Source organism: Mycolicibacterium hippocampi (genome assembly GCF_010723735.1).
In the GTDB taxonomy this organism is placed as follows: Bacteria; Actinomycetota; Actinomycetes; order Mycobacteriales; family Mycobacteriaceae; genus Mycobacterium; species Mycobacterium hippocampi.
Genome location: NZ_BLLB01000002.1, coordinates 163,167 through 178,790 on the forward strand (window position 1 = coordinate 163,167; position 15,624 = coordinate 178,790).

At 67.2% G+C, this 15,624-nt stretch carries 14 protein-coding genes; 3 read left to right on the forward strand and 11 right to left on the reverse strand.

The annotated features are described in order from the left end of the window. Window positions 1–19 precede the first annotated feature (19 nt). Entirely contained in the window at window positions 20–883 is an 864-nt protein-coding gene (gene mftM, locus G6N53_RS01685; RefSeq protein ID WP_163886596.1) for a mycofactocin oligosaccharide methyltransferase MftM, read from the forward strand. 27 nt (window positions 884–910) lie between these two features. Here mftM and G6N53_RS01690 read toward each other — a convergent pair whose 3' ends face one another. The 6 genes from G6N53_RS01690 to mdo form a co-directional block, all read right to left on the reverse strand. Further along, window positions 911–1,549, reverse strand: coding sequence for a MadR family response regulator transcription factor (locus G6N53_RS01690; RefSeq protein WP_163886597.1), 639 nt, complete (start codon window positions 1,547–1,549; stop codon window positions 911–913). Then, window positions 1,546–2,895 (reverse strand): MadS family sensor histidine kinase, encoded by a 1,350-nt coding sequence (locus G6N53_RS01695; protein WP_163886598.1) that lies wholly within the window; start codon window positions 2,893–2,895, stop codon window positions 1,546–1,548. The genes G6N53_RS01690 and G6N53_RS01695 overlap by 4 nt, the downstream gene beginning before the upstream one ends. Continuing rightward, the gene (locus tag G6N53_RS01700; protein ID WP_237166687.1) at window positions 2,892–4,079 is read right to left on the reverse strand and encodes an iron-containing alcohol dehydrogenase; all 1,188 of its coding nucleotides are present in this window, start codon (window positions 4,077–4,079) and stop codon (window positions 2,892–2,894) included. Before G6N53_RS01700 ends, G6N53_RS01695 begins: the two co-directional genes overlap by 4 nt. Before the next feature lie 182 nt (window positions 4,080–4,261). Then, window positions 4,262–5,791, reverse strand: coding sequence for a VWA domain-containing protein (locus G6N53_RS01705; RefSeq protein ID WP_163886600.1), 1,530 nt, complete (start codon window positions 5,789–5,791; stop codon window positions 4,262–4,264). Between the two features lie 8 nt (window positions 5,792–5,799). Beyond that, the gene (locus G6N53_RS01710) at window positions 5,800–6,921 is read right to left on the reverse strand and encodes an AAA family ATPase (RefSeq protein WP_163886601.1); all 1,122 of its coding nucleotides are present in this window, start codon (window positions 6,919–6,921) and stop codon (window positions 5,800–5,802) included. 4 nt (window positions 6,922–6,925) lie between these two features. Beyond that, window positions 6,926–8,218 carry an NDMA-dependent methanol dehydrogenase gene (mdo, locus tag G6N53_RS01715; RefSeq protein ID WP_163886602.1) on the reverse strand — a complete coding sequence of 431 codons (1,293 nt, stop codon included), beginning with the start codon at window positions 8,216–8,218 and terminating at the stop codon, window positions 6,926–6,928. Between the two features lie 261 nt (window positions 8,219–8,479). Here mdo and G6N53_RS01720 point away from each other — a divergent pair, with 261 nt between their 5' ends. After that, entirely contained in the window at window positions 8,480–9,049 is a 570-nt protein-coding gene (locus tag G6N53_RS01720) for a TetR/AcrR family transcriptional regulator (RefSeq protein WP_163886603.1), read from the forward strand. 13 nt (window positions 9,050–9,062) lie between these two features. Then, entirely contained in the window at window positions 9,063–10,256 is a 1,194-nt protein-coding gene (locus tag G6N53_RS01725; protein ID WP_205390250.1) for a cytochrome P450, read from the forward strand. On the opposite strand, the gene egtE is transcribed toward G6N53_RS01725, so the two are convergent. The 5 genes from egtE to egtA are packed head-to-tail and all read right to left on the reverse strand — an operon-like array spanning window position 10,246 to window position 15,592. Beyond that, complete coding sequence (gene egtE / locus G6N53_RS01730) at window positions 10,246–11,340, reverse strand: ergothioneine biosynthesis PLP-dependent enzyme EgtE (RefSeq protein WP_163886604.1); 1,095 nt, start codon at window positions 11,338–11,340, stop codon at window positions 10,246–10,248. The two genes, G6N53_RS01725 and egtE, sit on opposite strands and share 11 nt — an antisense overlap. Next, on the reverse strand, window positions 11,337–12,311 hold the full coding sequence (egtD, locus tag G6N53_RS01735; protein WP_163886605.1) for an L-histidine N(alpha)-methyltransferase: 975 nt from the start codon (window positions 12,309–12,311) through the stop codon (window positions 11,337–11,339). Before egtD ends, egtE begins: the two co-directional genes overlap by 4 nt. Beyond that, window positions 12,311–13,000, reverse strand: coding sequence for an ergothioneine biosynthesis protein EgtC (gene egtC / locus G6N53_RS01740; RefSeq protein WP_163886606.1), 690 nt, complete (start codon window positions 12,998–13,000; stop codon window positions 12,311–12,313). Before egtC ends, egtD begins: the two co-directional genes overlap by 1 nt. Further along, a complete protein-coding gene (gene egtB, locus G6N53_RS01745) occupies window positions 12,993–14,321 on the reverse strand; it encodes an ergothioneine biosynthesis protein EgtB (RefSeq protein WP_163886607.1) in 1,329 nt (442 codons plus the stop codon). Before egtB ends, egtC begins: the two co-directional genes overlap by 8 nt. Continuing rightward, window positions 14,318–15,592, reverse strand: coding sequence for an ergothioneine biosynthesis glutamate--cysteine ligase EgtA (egtA, locus tag G6N53_RS01750; RefSeq protein ID WP_163886608.1), 1,275 nt, complete (start codon window positions 15,590–15,592; stop codon window positions 14,318–14,320). The genes egtB and egtA overlap by 4 nt, the downstream gene beginning before the upstream one ends. Window positions 15,593–15,624: the final 32 nt, after the last annotated feature.

Genomic DNA, 15,624 nt, shown 5'->3' on the forward strand with positions numbered 1-15,624 from the left:
TCCAATAGCGTTGCCGTGCATGCAGGCAGCCGTATTGGATCCGCTCGCTCCCACCCCGAGAGGCACGTGGAGCGGCCGCGGTGTCCGCGTCACCCGCCGGCATGGGCCGCATCGACCGCACACCGATGCCGCCACGATGTGCGCACCACGGTTCTGCGTTCAACGGCACGGCCGCACAGTCATTGTCGAGCACGACCTCACCCCCGAGGAGATCTGCGACGAGCTCACCGTGATGCTGGCCGAATCCGGCACCCTCCGGGGGCGAGCGGAGTTCGAGATGGTTTTCACCGGCATCGTCCGTTCCACCATCGACGGTGCGCTGCCGGCCTGGCTGCGTTTCTACCGCAACTCACTGGACCAGCTCGAAAGTGACAGGGCGCCATTTGCGCCGATCCATGCCCGGGCGGCGTCCCAGGTCCGCGGACATCACGTGATCGACCTCGGCTCCTGCTTCGGGTTCTTTCCACTACGGTTGGCACAACAGCGGATCGAGGTGCTGGCAACCGATCTCAGCCTGCAAACCATGCAGTTGCTCGACCGGGTCAGCACCCGGCTGCAGCGGCCCCTGTCCACCTTGGCCTGCGACGCCACCGCGGTACCGCTGCCTGATCGCACCGCAGACACTGTGACGGCGTTGCATCTGATCGAGCACCTACCGGTGGATGCTGCGGAAGCTGCACTCGACGAGGCGGTTCGACTCGCACGGCGCAGGGTGGTGATCGCGGTGCCGTTCGAGGACGAGCTAGGTGACTGCTACGGTCACGTCCAGCAGTTCGATCGTCCGTCCCTGGAGCTGATGGCCCAGCGGGCGTGTGGGCGTCATCGCGGAATCACCGCCCGTATCCACACTTTCCATGGCGGCTGGCTGATCCTGGACCGGTAGCGTTCGTCCCTTCTCAGTGACGGAGCTCTATATCAAGCCGCGCTTACTCGCCGCGTAGACCGCCTCGGCGCGCCTGCTCACCTCGAGCTTGCGCATGATGTTGCTGACATGAAACTTGGCGGTCGTGGCCGAGATATAGAGTTTCTCGCCGATCTTGTTGTTGGACAGACCCGTCGCGAGCAGTCTTAGTACTTCGAGCTCGCGGTCGGTGAGCTGTTGACGGGTCTCGGTCCGGCCGGACAGCGACCGCACCACGGCTGCGGCACTGCGCGAGTCGAACGCACTGTCCCCGGCGGATATCGCGCGGATGGCACGCACCAACTCCGTGGTGTCGACATCCTTGACCACGTAGCCGCGGGCGCCCGCGTGTACCGCTCGCACCACGAGGTCCTCGTCGAGGAATGTCGTCAGCACCAGCAGTCCGAGGTCCGGGTAGGCAGCGGACAGCTTCCCGCACAACGTGAGTCCCTCGAATTCGGACCCGGCGGAGAGTTTGAGGTCGAGCAGTACCACATCGGGTCCGGTCGCCCTTACCACTGCCTCGGCCTCGCCCTCCGAAGCGGCCTCGCCGACGACCACCAGATCGTCGGCCCGTTCGAGTAGCGAGCGCAGCCCTTGGCGCAGAATCGCATGATCATCGACGATCACGAGTTTGATGGGGGTCATGAGTTGCGACTTTCGGCTCGGGGCTCGGGGGATCCGGGAATCCGAGCCACCACCCGAACACCGCCGATCCGGGATCGGTAGACGTCGAATGTGCCGCCGTGTTCACGAGCCCGCGCCCGCATGTTGACCAGGCCGCGGTGGCGTCCATCCACATCGGCGGCTTCGGCGAGTTGTAGCATCAGCCGCAGCTTGGCGGGGTCGCCGGTACCGTCGTCGGCGATCGACAGGCTGACCGCATCGTCGCTGTGGGACAGGCGCACTATCGCGCGAGTCGCGTTGCCGTGCATGGCGGTGTTGAACAGTGCCTCACCGGCGATCCTCAGCAGCGCATGCTCGACATCGCTCGGCAGCTCCGCCGGCGCACCGACGACCCGCAGCGTGACCCGTAGATCCTCGGGCATGTGCACGGTCGCCAACTGTTGGAGCATCTCGATCAGACTGAACCGGTGTGCGTCGTCGGGTTGGTTGAAGGCGTAGATCGCCGAACGTAGCTGCTCGGATGCAGACCTTGTCAGATCTCGTGCCAGATCCAACCGTTCGACCACGTCCTCGCCGGCACCCAAGCCCTCGACCTCGCTGCGGCACACCTCGATCTGCATGCCGGCCGACAGCACGGTCTGGGCAACGCTGTCGTGCAGTTCGCGCGCGATCCGGTGACGCTCCGAGTCCAGGACCTGATGACGTTGCGCCGCCACAAGTTCACGCTGCGTGGCCAGGAGGTCTGCATTGTGCGCCTCGGACTGGGCGAGCAGCGTCACCGATTTGGTGAACAACGCGGAATTCTGCAGGGCGACAGCGGTTTGGCTGGCCAGTATCCGCAACACCACGGCATCGGTGTGGTCGAGGTTGCGGTGAGGTGGGGTCCACGCCGCGAATGCGCCGATCACCTCGCCGTCGAGCTCGATCGGTACGTGGGCGTGCTGGTCCTCGACCACCGGAACCCGAAAATGCGCAAGTTGACCGCGCAGGATGTCGTTGAGCCGGTTGAGCACGACGTCGGGGAGCGCCGGGCCGGGATCCTCGGCACCGGAGAAACCTTCGAAGGCATACGCCACCCCGTCGGCGTCCAGGATCAGGTGACGCACAGTGGCTTCGGGGAGCGCGCCATCGGCAAGCGCCAACAAGACCCAGTCCGCGTGCAGGTTCGTTCGTGCGGCCTCGGCGACAGCGCGGACCAGTTTCTCCGGTCCTTCGATGGTCTGCACCAGCGCCCGGGAGATCGTGTCGAGTGCGGCGACGACACGATCCAGCCGCTCGGCAGTGACTCGCAGTTCGGAGTAGAAGCGACTCTTCCCCGAGCGCAGACCCGTCAGCTGCGCCAGATCGGGGGTACTGGCGGCCGTCACATCGCCGCCCGGAACAGCGCCAGCATCTGGTTCTCGTCAGCCGGACGCGGGTTGGTGCTCATACAGGCGTCCAGCAGGGCGGTCCTGGCCAGCCGCGGCAGATCCGCGTCGGTGACCCCGAGTTGTCCTAGACCACGCGGGACGCCGACGTCTCGGGCCAGCTGGTCGATACGCTCGGCGAGCGCCAGCGCGGCTTCGCCCGCCGGCGCACCCGACTGCGCGACACCCAGGCATGCCGCAACCATCGCGTAGGGCTCTGGATCGGCCTCCGCGTTGAACCGGATGACGTGCGGCAGCAGCACACCGTTGATGACACCGTGCGGCAGGTCCAGCAGCCCGCCCACCTGATGGCTCATGGCGTGGGCAGCGCCGAGGATCGCGTTGGTGAACGCCAGGCCTGCCTCGAGTGCGGCCTGCGCCATCAGCACGCGGGGAGCCATCTCGGTCGGCCGTTCGATGGTGTGCAGGAGGTTGTCGGTCACCATCTGCACAGCGCGCAGCGCATGGTGGTCGGTGAGCTGGTTGTGTCCCAGCGACACGAACGCCTCGATGCCGTGGGTCAGCGCGTCCAGCCCCGTCGCGGCGTTGAGCCATTCCGGCATCGTGGTCAGAAGCCGCGGGTCGATCACCGTCACGTCCGGTACCAGGGCCCGTCCCAGGATGGTGATCTTGGTGTTGCGGGTGGTGTCGGTGACGATGCAGAACTGGGATACGTCGGCGCCGGTGCCCGATGTCGAGGGCACCACCACGAGCGGTGGAATCGGCAGCTGCGCCTTGTCCACGCCTTCGTAGTCGAGAATGTCACCACCGTTGGCCGCCAGTATCGCGACGCCCTTGGCCGCGTCGATCACCGAGCCGCCGCCCACCGCGACGATCACGTCGCAGCCGTGCTCCGCGTATTTCTGGTATCCGGCCGCGATCTCGTGGTCCTTGGGGTTGGGGGTCAGGTCATTCCACACACAGCCCGTCACCCCTTGTTCGGCGAGGTGCGCGATCATCTCGCCGGCCCACCCCGCCTCGATGAGGCCGGGATCGGTGACCAGCATCGGCCGCATGGCGCCCAACCGCAGGGCAGCATGTACCGCTTCCGCCATCGAGTTGATGCCGAACACGATCTCCGGGGCGTGGAACTTCAGCAGCCGGGGCGCCGATCCGACGCACCCGGAATCATGTTCGGGCGTCAGCGCGGGACGTCGCGATTCACCCGGACTCGGGCTGTCCAGATACACCACAGTTTCGCCTCGCCCAACGCCGGTCGGGTCCACCGAATGTGACCCGGATAACACTCCGCGGTCCAGCGTACGACTCCGGCATCGCTGGTCCAACCCGCCACCCGACCGCCGAGGCCCAGTCCCCGGTTCGGGGATCATCTGCCCACGGCCTCGGCGGCGAACTCGTGGGCTGCGTGCTCCAACCCCGTCAGATCACGCACGACCCGGACCCTGTCGCAGAACTCCGCATATGCCGGCAGGTCGCAACTGCCCAGCCCCCACGAGTACCGCGGCTCCGGAGTCAGCCACACCGTCTCCCGTGCCCGCCGGGTGATCTCCTCGAACGCAGACAGGTTCGGATCTCTCGCGTTGTTGCGGCCGTCACCCAGCACCAGCACCGTGGTGCGACGGGTGACCGCGGAGGAATGCTCGGCCAGGAAGTCACCGAACACGCTGCCGTAGTCGGAGTCGGCAGCCGTGTCGACCACGTCGCCACCGAAGATCAGCCGCAGCGCGCGATCGCTGGGATGGTCGCGGAACAACTCGGTCGTCTCGGCGACATCGGCGACGAAGACGAACGATCGCACCTGGGTGAACAGATCCTGTAGTCCGTGCACGAGATTGAGGGTGAACCGTGAGGTGGCCCGTACTGACAGACTGACGTCGGCGAGCACCACCAGCCGCGGCCGGTCCTCCGTGCGGCGTACGGTCACCGGCATGAACGGCACCCCGTCGAAACGCATGTTGCGACGCATCGTCCGACCCGAATCGACCCGCCCGGCCGCGGCCGCCGACCGGCGGTGCGTCAGCGCTCCGTGCAGTGTGCGGGCGAGCCGGCGCAGCGAATCCTCGATCTCGGCACGCTCCGCCTCACCGAGCCGGTCCGCACCCGAGAGCACGGCTTCACGCTGTTCGCGGGACTCGATGATCTTGGTCTCCAGGGCCATCAGCGCCTCGAGATGCCGTTTGAGTGCCTGGGGCAGATTCTCCAGCAGGCCGGCCAGCCGCTGACGCAGCGCCGCCGCGTCACTTTCGTCACCGTCGGTGCCGAGCTCATCGGCCAGCCAGCCGAGCAGCACATCCTGTTCGGTGATGGTGAGTTCGGCGTCGACGGGCGTGCCGCGCGAGCTGGCCAGGTCACCTGGAGGGCCCGCGCCGCTGAGACGGTCGGCGGACAGCTGCACGCGGTAGGAACTGTCGGCCCCGCGCAGCGCCTCCTTGGAGAACACGATCTCGTCGGTCAGCGCGGCGAGATCGATCTTGTTCGCCTCCTGATGCAGGTTGTAGCGCTGAGCCAGGTCCTCCTGCTTGAAGTAGTCCCGGATACTGCTGGGCTTGCCGTGGTCGTGGCCTTCCTCAGGGGTATCGCTGGGTTCCTCGGAGAGGGTGAACGATTCGAGCTCACCGGAATCGACCAGATCGTCGTGGGCGTGTGAGTGCCCGTGCCCGTTGTCGACTCCCCCGATGCGGACCAGTGAGAAGAAGGCCTCGAAGATCTCGTCGAAAACCGGTTCGTCGCGCTTGTCCTTGACCAAAGCGACCCGTAATGCGTTCCGCAGCACCGTCCGCGACGTCAACACGCCGGGCTGTCCGGCGCACCGCATCGCGTCCAGCACCTCGGGGATCGAAACGCGCACCCCGCCCAGGCGCAGCAGTCTGACGAAGCGGTGCAGGGTCGCCTCCACGGGTGGTCCTACAACGCCCGTCGCCGGCCGAGGGTCGAGGTCGGCGTCTTCTTCGGGGTGCCGTAGTACCCGTCGGTGAACCGCCCCGGTTGATCTTTGGCCATGCGCACGGCCCGCCCGTCGGCTCCGTGGTCATGGTCGTGGTCGTGGCCGTGGGTGTGGGGGTGCTCCGGACCGTGATCGTGGGAATGCTCCGGGTGAGACCGTTCGGGGACCTTCGCATTCGGATCCACCAGCCGCGGAAGCGCATCGAGCGCTTTGCGAATGTCCTTGTCGTACTTGACCACCACCGATACGGTGTCCGACAGGATCTTGGCGGAGAGTTCTTCGACCCCGAGCACGGCAAGCGTGCGAGCCCAGTCGATGGTCTCCGAAATGCTCGGCGCCTTTCGCAGTTCCAGCTCTCGCAATCCACGTACCACCTCGACGAGTTGCGCCGCCAGCGCATCGGCAAGGCCGGTGTTCTTGGACCGGACGATCTCGAGCTCACGCTCGGCGGCCGGATAGTCCAGGAACAGATGCAGACACCGGCGCTTCAATGCCGCCGCCAGATCACGGGTGTTGTTGGAGGTCAGTACCACATACGGGGAGTGCTTGGCCTTGAACGTTCCGATTTCGGGGACCGAGACCTGGTACTCACCGAGAAGTTCCAACAGCACGGCTTCCAGGGCCTCGTCGGCCCTGTCGATCTCGTCGATCAACAGCACCACCGGTTCCTCGGAACGCACCGTCTCCAGCAGCGGCCGTGACGCCAGAAAACGGTCGGAGAAGAAGACGCTCTCCTGCGCACCGATTCGGTCGACGGCATCGCTCAGGTCGGACGCGTCGGCAACCAACTGCCCGATCTTCTCTCGTAGGATCTGGGTGTACAGCAGCTGTTTTCCGTAGTCCCACTCGTAGAGCGCTTTGGTCTCGTCCTGCCCTTCGTAGCACTGCAGCCGTAGCAGCCGGCGTCCGGTGGCGGCCGCCAATACCTTGGCCAGCTCCGTCTTTCCGACGCCGGCCGGCCCCTCGATCAACAGGGGCTTGTCCAGCCGGGTCTGCAGGAAAACCGTGGTGGCCAGCCGCTCGTCGGCGATATAACCCTCACCGGCGAGCGCCGAACGCACACCTTCGATGGAATCGAACATCAGCTCAGGGCAGCAGTTCGTCGAGGTCACCGTTCATGCAGTGCTCCACGACGGGGCGCACCGTCGCGAACGTGCATTCCTTGGCGTTGCCCGGTGTGCAGGCGTCGCCGAGCACGTGGTTGGTGATGCGGTCGACGTCGGCCTTGTCGCCCTTGATCACCGGCGCGTTCTCGTAGAACTTGGTGGGCCCCTGGCCCAACCGGTTCTTCGAGTAGCTGTCCTGCTTGATGTCGGTGAACTTCTCGATGATGTTGACGTCGCGCAACAACCGGATCGCGGCCGCCAGTGCGGCATCGGCGGCCTGCACATCGGTCATTCCGTAGGTGTCCACCCCCATCGCCTGGGCGATGTCCGCGAACCGCTTGTAGGCAACCGGCATGTTGAACGCCCAAACCCGCGGCAGCGCGATTGCGTTGTTGAGTCCGTGATGGGTGTCATAGAACGCCGAGATCGCATGCGAGATCGAGTGAATGATGCCCAGCCCACCGGAGTTGAACGCCTGAGCGGCGATGTACTGCGCGTACATCATGCCTTCACGACCCTTGAGATCGGTTCCGTTCCAGGTGGCTTCGCGAAGGTTCTCGGCTGTGAGCTTGATGGCGCGGATCGCGTTGCCCAGCGATGGTTCGAAGTTCAGCCGGGAGACATAGGGCTCCGAGGCATGTGCGAGTACGTCGAAACCGCACTGCGCGGTGTAGTCGACGGGGCACTCGAAGTACAGCACCGGGTCGTCGACGGCCAGCGTCGCCACCGAGGCGTCATCGAAGGCAACGTACTTGTGCGGATTGTCCGGATCGGTGGTGGTATCGGTGATGACATAGGCCCACGAGGTCTCCGAACCGGTTCCTGCGGTCGTGGAGATGGCGATGTGTGGCGGGTTCTTCGGGTTCTCGGACATGTTGAAACCCTCGAAGTCGTTGACGTTACGACCGTCGTGAGCCACCGAGATTCGCGCGCCCTTGCAGGCGTCGTGGGTGGAGCCCCCACCGATGGAGATGAAGCTGTCGCAGTCGTTCTCCTGGTACAGCTTCACCGAGTCCATCACGTTGTAGTCCTTCGGGTTGGACTCCACCTGGTCGTAAACCACCACTTCGAGGCCGTGCCATTTCAGCGACTCGGCCATGTTGTGCACGATGTCGGTGCCGCGCAGACCGGAGGACATCAGCAGCGTGCGCTTGAAGCCCATCTTCAGCGCCTCGGGGCCGACCATTTCGTGTGCACCCGGGCCCATCATGGCGCGGGGGAACGGGTGGAACTCCTTGATGGGAAAGGGCTTGAGTAGATCCTCGACCTTCATGGGCGGTCCTCTCTGCGATGCAGCACGGGGGTGTCGGACATCAAGGTAGGCATGCCGGTGTGACCGGGAGAACAGCGTTGGGCCAAGTCCGAATCCTCGGGCAGCGCGATTGCGAACGACCGGGCAGTGCCTGACCTACCCGGGCGGAGAGGCCGCCAGCCGAACCGAGCCCCTTCCCGCCGCCCTCTTGACCGGAGGAGGCGAGGCTGGTTATATCTGAACAACGTTCGAATCCGAACATTGTTCTAAAGGGGGTGTGCTTTGGTCCGGTCCCGTCGTTCGGCCTCGGTGCTGCCTTACGGTGCGCTCCACCGGGAACACCTGGTCAAGCACCTGCTCGAGCTCGCCCGGCGAGTGGGAGTCGACAACGTCACGATGCGAAACCTCGCCGAGGAGGCCGGAACGTCGGCGTCCTCGGTCTACTACCACGTCAAGGACAAGGCCGCGCTCCTCGACCTGTTGGTCGACTCGGTGCTGGAGAGCATCGAGGTCCCTGCCGACGGTGATTGGGAGCACCGCATCAGCGAGCTCTACGACAACGCCTGGCGTGCCCTGGTCGCCATCCCGGGCATCGCCGCGCTGGTTCAACAACGCCCGCTGGTCGGCACCGCCCATGCCATGGACCACACGGCCAAGCAGATTCTCGCCGAATCGGGTTGGGCACCTGCGGAACTGGATGCGGCGCACGCCGTGCTCTACATCCATCTGCTCGGCTCGGTGCAGTTGGAGCACCATTTGAGCCGCGCCGGCGCCGGCGATTCACAGCTGCTCTTCCAACACGGCCTGCAGGTGATCCTGACCGGCCTGCGGCACACCCACCGTCCTCAGTGACCAGGAGACCTTCATGGCACACCCCCTGCATTCACCGACGTTCTACGCGGGCGACCCCTACCCCGCCTACCGGGAGCTGCGGGCCACCGAGCCGGTGTGCTGGAACGCCGAGGCCGGGTTCTGGGGGCTGCTGAAGTACGAGGACGTCCGGTACGTGTCGACCAACCCCGCGTTGTTCTCCTCGGCCAGGGGCATCACCATTCCGGACCCGGCGGTCGAGAACCCGGTGCTCGACGGCAGCCTGATCTTCACCGATCCGCCGCGGCACCGACAGCTGCGCAAATTGATCAACACCGGCTTCACCCGCCGCCAGGTGGCCATTCTGGAACCCAAGCTGCGGGCCTTCGCCCGCGCGGCGCTCGACAGCATCGACCCCGACGCGAGCACCGAGTTCGGCGAGCAGATCGCCGCCCCGCTCCCGACCCGGATGATCGCCGAACTACTCGGCGCTCCCGACAAGGATTGGGAACAGTTCCGCACGTGGTCGGACGCCACGGTGGGCATGGACGACCCGGACGTGGAATTGGACACCTTCGCTGCATTGGGCCAGCTCTACGAGTACTTCCAGGAGCTGATCTCGCAGCGCCGGACGGGTGCCCTCTCCGACACCGACGACCTGCTGTCGGTCCTGATGGCAGCCGAGGTCGACGGCGTCCGGCTGACCGATCAGGATCTGCTCCAGTTCTGCCTGCTGTTGCTCGTCGCGGGCAACGAGACGACGCGCAATTTGATCGCGCTGGGCACTCTGGCACTGATCGAGAACCCCGAGCAGTTCCAGTTGCTGCGCGCCCATCCAGAGTTGATGACCTCGGCCGTCGAGGAGCTACTGCGCTACACCTCGCCGGTGGCCAACATGTCTCGATGCGCCACCCGCGACGTCGAGATCCGCGGACAGCTGATCCGCGAGGGACAGTACGTCACCATGCTCTACGGCTCGGCCAACCGCGATGAAGAGGTGTTCGGCCCGACCTCCGAGCAGCTGGACATCACCCGGAACCCGAATCCGCACTTGGCGTTCGGGTGCGGCGAGCACTCCTGCCTGGGGGCACAGCTGGCCCGTCTGGAGGCCCGGGTGTTGTTCGAGGAGCTGCTGATGCGTTTCGAGCACATCGACCTCGACGGTGCGGTGGTGCGCATGAAGGCGACGATGGTGCCCGGTGTCAAACAGATGCCGGTACGGCTGGTGACGACGACGGTCAGCGCGTAGCCGCGGCCAGCGCCTCGACGAGTGACTCGAGGTCAGCGTCGGTGACGTCGACGTGCGGCGAGACCCGAAGCGCCGGATGTGTCATCTCCCGCGGGGCTCGTTCAGGGCCCAGATAGGTCGTCACGACGGAGTGCTCGGCGATCAACCTGGCCCGCACCGCCATCGGATCGGCCCCGTCGGGCGGCCGAAGGGTGGTGATGGCGCTGGGTTCCTCGACCCGCTCGAGAACCGTCCACCCCCGGGCACCTGCCAGCGCCGTGCGGGTGGCCGCGCCGACCTCACGCAGCCGAGCCTGCACATGCTCCGGACCTGCTGCCATGTACTCCCCCAGGGCGACCGAAAGGCCGACGTGCAGACCGACATTCGCTTCGGTGTGGCCGATGCGTTGTTGTGTGGGCTCTGACAGCAGTCCCGGCCTGGTCGCCAGCATCCCCACACCGCGCGGACCTGCCGTCCACTTCCGAGACGAAGAGTAGAACGCGTCGGCGCCGATTCCGGCGCAGTCGAGATGTCCGAAACCCTGTGCGGCGTCGACGATCAGCGGGATTCCGTGTCCCCGGCACGCGGCGACCATGTCGTGCACCGGCTGCACGACGCCGCTGTGACTGCCCAGCATGGTGAAATGCACCAGCGCCGGCGGGTTCGACGCCAGGAACGCTCCCAGTGCGTCGAGATCCAGCCGACCGAACCCGTCGACCGGCAACTCGCGGATCTCGAAACCGTGGCGGGCCATGATCATCAAGTTGGGACCGAACTCGCCGGGCAGACAGGCCAGACTCCGCTCGCCGGCCCAGTCGTCGAGCAGGATGTCGAGCGCGTTGTTGGATCCGGTGGTGAAGACGACGTCGGCGTCGCTCATCCCGGCAAGCGCCCGCACCGCGGCGCGGCCCGCTTCCAGCACCGGTGACGCGGCTTCCGCTGCGACATAGCCGCCCACCTCCGCCTCGTGGCGCGCATGCTCGGCCGAGGCGTTGATGACGGCGACGCTCTGCCGGGAGCAGGCCGCACTGTCGACGTGCACACCCGCGACGGGCGGGCGCGCTGCGCGCCAGTTCTGCCCGAGCGTCCCCTGAGCCTGGGTCACCTCAGCACCGAGAGTGACAGGCCGAAATCACCGGACTCATCGGTCCACCAATGGGTTCGGCGTAGCCCGGCAGCCGAGAGCTCGGCGTCCACCCGGGATCGCCGGAACTTACTCGACACCTCAGTGAGCATCTCCTCCCCCTCGGCGAAGTCGACGTCCAGCTCCAGTGCGGCGATCCGGACCCGCTGAGCCCGGGTGGACCGCAGCCACATCTCGATGCGTTCCTCGGCGGCATTCCACCGCGCGACGTGTTCGAACGCGTCGATGTCGAAGTCCGCGCCCAGTTCCCGGTTCACCACGGCGAGTACATTCTGATTGAACCGGGCTGTCACGCCTGCGCTGTCGTCGTAGGCGCGGATCAGCCGGTCGGTGTCCTTGACCAGATCGGTGCCCAGCAACAGCGAGTCGCCAGGTTGGAGCAGATCGGCCACCGAGGACAGGAAGTCCGCCCGCGGGCCGGGGGTCAGGTTGCCGATGGTGGACCCCAAGAACGCCACCAGCCGACGGCCGGTGCTCGGGATCTTGCCCAGATGCTCTTCGAAATCCCCACAGACAGCCTCGATCTCGACACCGGGATACTCCCGCTCGATGGCCGACCCTGCAGTCTTCAGGACGCTGACATCGACGTCGAACGGGACGAAGCGACGCAGCGCCCCCTGGTCTCGCAGAGCGTCGAGCAGCAACCTGGTCTTCTCCGAGGTGCCACTGCCGAGCTCCACCAGCGTGTCGGCACCGGAGGCGGCAGCGATCTCGCCGGCGTACGTCCGGAGGATCTGCGCCTCCGCGCGGGTCGGATAGTACTCCGGCAGACGGGTGATCTGGTCGAACAGGTCACTGCCAACGGAATCGTAGAACCACTTGGGAGGCAACGATTTCGGATGTTGCGTCAGACCGTGGCGGACGTCGCGGCGCAACGCCTCCTCGGCGGCGTCGGCGGCCAGGTAGTTGGAGATCGACAGTTGAGAAGTCATCACGGTCCTTTCAGCGGGGTGAGCTGCACACACGTGGCGGTGGCCTGAACCAGGTGGCGGTCCGGGATCTCCTGCCAGGCAGGATCGTCGTCGTAGGGCTCGCTGGCCAGCACCACGCCGTCGTCTCGGCGCAGCACCGACAACGTGTCTCCCCAAGTGGTGGCGATCAAGCGGGCGCCGTCGGCGGCCAGAATGTTCAGCCGGGCGTTCGGATCGTCGGCCGCCACCTCGACGACGGTCTCGGCCAGCCGATCCATTCCCCGGTCGAAGATCAGCGCCGCCAGCAGGGCGCTGTCGTTGGTCGACTCCGCACGCGTGGACGCAGGAAGTGCCGCCCGGTCGACGATCCCGTTGTGCGACAGCAGCCAGGTCCCGTCGGTGAACGGCGCCGAGGCCGACGGTTCGATCGACATGCCCACGCTCGCCGAGCGGACCGCCGCCACCACGCAGTGGCTGACCAGAGCGGGCGCCACCGACGCGAACGACGCGTCGCCCCACAGCGGCGTGGCACTGCGCCACCGACGCGGCACCGAGTGGTCGAAGAACCCGACGCCCCACCCGTCGGCGTTCATCAGCCCGTGCTTCTGCCGGCGTGGCGCGTAGGACTGCACCAGCAGCCCCGACGGCGGGTCGAGCACCAGCGAGGCCACCGACACCGGGCTACCGAGCCATGCCAGATGCCTACACATGGCAGTCTGCTCTTCGCGCAAGCGGCTCATCGCCGCAGTCCCAGGCCAGCCGCACGCCGGAGAAGATCTGCCTGCGGATCGGGTGGTCCCAGTTACGGAAGCTGGGGCGCAGGATGTCGGGCGAGACGGCCCACGACCCGCCGCGCAGCACCCGGTAGTCACCGGTTGCCACACCCGCGAAGAACGGTTCGGAGTACTTGTCGTAGACCATCGGGGTGAAGCCCGGCCACGGCCGCAGCGGCGACGTCGTCCACTCCCACACGTCGCCCAGCATCTGCTCGGCCCCGTAGGCCGACGCGCCCGCCGGGTACGCCCCAACCGGCGCCGGTCGCAGCGCGTCACCGCCGAGGTTGGCCGTCTCGGTGGTGGGTCGGGCGGCGCCCCAGGGGTATCGCCGCCGGGAGCGGGTCTGCGGGTCCCAGGCGCAGGCCTTCTCCCACTCCACCTCGGTGGGCAGGCGAGCACCCGCCCAGGCGGCGTAGGCCTCGGCCTCGAAGTAGGTGACGTGCTGCACGGGTTCGTCGGCGGGGATGTCCTCGCGGTGACCGAACCGGGTCCGGGTGCCGTGGCCGTCCCAGAATAGCGGTGCCGTCAGCCCCGCCTGGCTGCGGTGCGCCCAGCCCGCCTCCGACCACCAACGTCGCTGCTGATAGCCGCCGTCGTCGATGAACGCTCGCCACTCGCCGTTGGTCACCGGCACCCGGCCGATCCGGAACGCCGGAACGTCGACGATGTGCGCGGGACGCTCGTTGTCCAGTGAGTACGGTTCCGTCGCGGCGTCAACGCCGAGGACGAACTCCCCCGCGGGCACCGGCACCGACGTCCCAGCCAACCCGTTGCGACCCGCGGGCAACACACTGCCCCGCTCCAGCAGCGGCGCACCGGTGCGCAGGTTCAGCGCCTGAAGCATCGTCTCGTCGTGCTGGTTCTCGTGGCTGACCACCATCCCGAACGTGAACGCGTCGGGGTGTCCGTCGGGCAACGCCTCCAGCGCGTCGAGCGCCCGGCCACGCACCGTCGCGCAGTACCGGCGGGCGTCGGCGGGCGGCAGCAGCGGGAGGTCGACCCGACTCGCCCGGGAGTGCACGAACGCGTCGTAGAGCCGGTCCACCTTCGGGGACAGCAGCCCCGGCCGGTCCGGGTCGCCACCACGGAGCAGCCACAGCTCCTCCTGCTGGCCGATATGGGCCAGATCCCAGACCAGCGGACTCATCAGTGGGTCGTACTGGCGTCGCACCTCGGCGTCGTCGAAGTCGACGAGCCGCAGCGTGCGGTCCCTCGCCCTGGTCAGATCGTCCGCAAGCTGGTCGCGCTGGGTCAAATCTCTCCTCGTGCCAGTTGGGTGACCGCGCCGGCGATCCCGTACCGGACGGCCCGGTCGGCGAAGTCGTCACCCGGGCTGCGTCCCTGTTCGACCGAACGCGCCAGCGTGCCCATGGATTCCTCGAGTTCGGCCGGGGCGCGCTCGGCGGCGGCCTGTACACACCGGTAGGCGGCGCTGTGCAGTCGCCGGTCACGCAGCCCGACCTGAGCGGCCCGGTCCCAGGCGGTGGCGACCGATTCGGTCGCCTCGGCAGCGATGTCCGACGCCGCGGGGTCGTCGAGCAGGGTGGCCAGGGTGAACACCACGGCCGGCCAGATCTGGTCGGGCACGCTGTCCAGGTACCGAACCTCCAGGAATCCGCGCGTCCGTACCGGCGGGAACAGCGTGGTCAGGTGGTAGTCCAGGTCCGCTGTGGTCGGTCTGCGGCCATCGAGCAGCACCCGCCCGTCGGCCCAGTCCGCGAACGGCACCCACTGGGTGACGGGTGTCGGGTCGGGGTTGTGCACCAGCATCACCGGTGCGCGCAACGCGTAACGCGCCCAGTCCGAGGCCGGGTCGTCGCCGCTCTCGCCCAGGATGGGCCCGCATCGGGCTGAATCCAGCTGACTCCACACCCGTTGCCGGGTGGACCGCCAGCCGGTGAAGCTGCCGCCGAGCACCGGGGAGTTCGCCGCGATCGCGATCATCGTCGGACCCAGCGCATGCGCCAACCGCACCCGATCAGCCCACGCCGCTCTCGGGCCTGCCTCGACGTTGACCTGCACCGACGCCGTCGAGGTCATCATCGCGGCGCCGGCGGCGCCGGTCTGGCTCGCGCGGAAGAAGTGCTCCATCGCGTGATACCGCGCGCCGGGGTTCACTCGTGCCGCCGGCCGCACCGGGTCCGCACCGAGCAGCACCAGGCCCAACCCGGCGTGGGCGAAGGACGCGCGCAGCGCCGCCCGGTCCGAGGCCATCGCCGAGATCGCGGCCACCGGATCGGCCGTCGGCGGACCGGAGAGTTCGACCGCGCCGCCCGGTTCGACCGTGACCACGCTGCCTCCCGGCAGCGGGGGCAGCGCCGCGATCGTCGACGCCAACTCCTCCCACCCCGGCCGCCGAAACGGATCTGCCACGTCGTAGCAGTGCGCCTCGACCTCGAGTCCGACCCGGCCGACCGGACCGTCCGTCAGGCAGCCGGCGACGAGGTGCTCGGCGGCTTCGGTGGCGCTGGCGAGCTCGCCGACTTCACAGTCGGCGGCGCAGTCGGTAGCGATGGTGCGGGCCATGTCAGCCGCTCCCTCCGGTCTGGATGATCGCT

Excerpts from the sequence above, each read along its gene's own strand:
- egtD (WP_163886605.1), bottom strand. The coding sequence starts at position 12,311 with ATGACTTCTCAACTGTCGATCTCCAACTACCTGGCCGCCGACGCCGCC.
- mdo (WP_163886602.1), bottom strand. The coding sequence starts at position 8,218 with ATGAAGGTCGAGGATCTACTCAAGCCCTTTCCCATCAAGGAGTTCCAC.
- egtA (WP_163886608.1), bottom strand. The coding sequence starts at position 15,592 with ATGGCCCGCACCATCGCTACCGACTGCGCCGCCGACTGTGAAGTCGGC.
- G6N53_RS01725 (WP_205390250.1), top strand. The coding sequence starts at position 9,063 with ATGGCACACCCCCTGCATTCACCGACGTTCTACGCGGGCGACCCCTAC.
- mftM (WP_163886596.1), top strand. The coding sequence starts at position 20 with ATGCAGGCAGCCGTATTGGATCCGCTCGCTCCCACCCCGAGAGGCACG.
- G6N53_RS01710 (WP_163886601.1), bottom strand. The coding sequence starts at position 6,921 with ATGTTCGATTCCATCGAAGGTGTGCGTTCGGCGCTCGCCGGTGAGGGT.
- egtC (WP_163886606.1), bottom strand. The coding sequence starts at position 13,000 with ATGTGTAGGCATCTGGCATGGCTCGGTAGCCCGGTGTCGGTGGCCTCG.
- G6N53_RS01690 (WP_163886597.1), bottom strand. The coding sequence starts at position 1,549 with ATGACCCCCATCAAACTCGTGATCGTCGATGATCATGCGATTCTGCGC.